We start from the raw sequence: 1,293 nt of genomic DNA, 5'->3' as shown, positions 1-1,293 counted from the left end.
ACCCGCGATGTTGTCGAAATCCGCGGTGATGTGACTGGTGTGGTCCGCCGCGTCAGTGGCCGAGTTCGGCAGCAGGGTGCAACCGCCCACCGTGACCGCCGCCGCGGTGACGGCGAGTGCCTTGATTGCGCCGACCTTGCTCCCCGAACCAAGCGTCAGCACGGCGGGCCCTGGAGGTCTCGGTTGATACCGGTATACCCGTTCGCACGCGAAGGCTTGGGTTTCGGTGGGTGGACTACGCCGCATCGTTGCGGATCATGCTGCGGCAGGGTCGATCGCGACGCGCTTCGCCGGCCCGTCGACCGGTGCCGAATCGAATCCGCGGCCCGTGCTGTCCACCCCCGGTAAACCGGCCCGAGTCCATGAGTGGCATATCTGCCAGTCGACCTACAGCGCCCGCCGGCGAGGGGGTCGTGATGGTGGCTCATCAGCCACTCCCTTCATCAGAATGACGGAATCGTCACATGTGACCGGTGATTCAGTCAATAGTCGTTTGACGGATTCGTCACAATTGATAGCGGCGGGAATCCGGATGTCATTCGCATCCAGTCGGTCACCGATGCGCCCGTCGGGACATCTCATACGCAACCGCCTGGTGCGATCGGCCGCTAACGGGCGAGGGGCGCCTCGGCCTGCATGCTCACGGATCGACAGACCGGATGCGCGCAGCATATAATAACGAGCACGATGTTGCCGATACATCTTGACCTGCGGCTTATATCGGTAACACTGTAGCCAATATGACAGGTGATCCACGCCGCGGCGCTCGATCGCCGGCGCCAGCGCGTCGCGCTCGGCGATCTCACCGTCGGCCAGGTGAAGGACTATGCGAACGGAACACATCGTCCGCCAGTGACGCCCTAGCGTCAGCGACAGACGTTGTCGTAGGGCAGGTTCGGCGCGTAGTAATGCCAGTCCTTTTGGGAGATCGCCGTGCCGAGCCGTTGGCAGGCTGCCGCTTCCGGATCGAGCAGCGTCGTCAGCGCGCCGCGGACATCCCAGACCCGGACGGTGCGCGGATCGCGCGAGACGAGATACCCGTCCGGCCGCAACCGCAGCGCGTCCACGGTGCCCAGGTGGCCGGGGAGCCGCACGGTGCTGTCCATGTTGTCGGTCGGCGCGAGCATGACGTCGCGACCCAGCGCCATGGTGAGTATCCGCGGGTCCAGGTTGAAGGCGGACGAGTTGAGCACCCGATGGGTCGCTTCTCGTAGCTCCGGCACTGTGGGATCGGTCAGGTCGTAGACCTCGGTGGCAGGGTCCTCGGCGGTGAAGCTACTGGTTTTCAGCAAC

Annotated in this window: 1 protein-coding gene; it reads right to left on the bottom strand. The window is 64.5% G+C overall.

Annotation, left to right across the window (positions count from 1 at the left end):
* Window positions 1-866: 866 nt before the first annotated feature.
* The coding region (locus ON27_RS29385; RefSeq protein ID WP_043734859.1) for a WD40 repeat domain-containing protein at window positions 867-1,293 on the bottom strand (427 nt) is incomplete at its 5' end.

Origin of the sequence: Nocardia asiatica NBRC 100129, from assembly GCF_000308415.1 — a bacterium.
GTDB lineage: Bacteria > Actinomycetota > Actinomycetes > Mycobacteriales > Mycobacteriaceae > Nocardia > Nocardia asiatica.
Note: the sequence above shows the minus strand (reverse complement) of the source record. Positions and strands in the feature narration are given on the sequence as shown.